Origin of the sequence: Vibrio sp. OPT41, assembly GCF_015163595.1 — a bacterium.
Classification (GTDB): domain Bacteria; phylum Pseudomonadota; class Gammaproteobacteria; order Enterobacterales; family Vibrionaceae; genus Vibrio; species Vibrio alginolyticus.
Genome location: NZ_JADDYH010000061.1, coordinates 1 through 503, shown reverse-complemented (window position 1 = coordinate 503; position 503 = coordinate 1). Strand labels below are relative to the sequence as shown.

The 503-nt window shown below is 43.1% G+C and carries 1 protein-coding gene; it reads left to right on the top strand.

Annotated features, from left to right (window positions below; all coding sequences use genetic code 11):
• A partial coding sequence (locus IQP38_RS21370) for a transposase (RefSeq protein WP_193838021.1) occupies positions 1-269 on the top strand: 269 nt, incomplete at its 5' end.
• Positions 270-503 lie beyond the last annotated feature (234 nt).

Genomic DNA, 503 nt, shown 5'->3' with positions numbered 1-503 from the left:
TTGTACCATTCCAGTACTCGACTGGAGGGAAACAACGGATGCTGGGAATTTCAAAGCGAGGAAATAAAGAGCTGAGAGAACTCTTTGTTCATGCCGCACGAGCAGTGATGTGGAGGGAAGAAACTGCTGAACGCTATTTCGGTTCATGGTTATTAGATTTGAAACGTCGAAAGCCTTTTAATGTTGCTCTAGTTGCGTTAGCAAATAAGCTAGCGAGGATTGCATGGTCAGTAATGACAAGTCACAAGCCCTTTGAATTAAGAGTTTAATCTAGATTTGCATATGGTAATGAAAGATGACAAAACGGTTAGACCACCAGATTGAAGACCTGATGGACAGAACAGCAACTAGAGTGCTTTCACGTTTTTGAGGACAATCTGGCGCGGATCTCATCGTAGAGCTGGGGCTAACTAATCAGTGTCCCAATTAGACTCTGAATACATTAGCGCAAACCAACGCCGTTATTTGGATTTTTCACTTGCAAAACGGGGCGTACCATACAT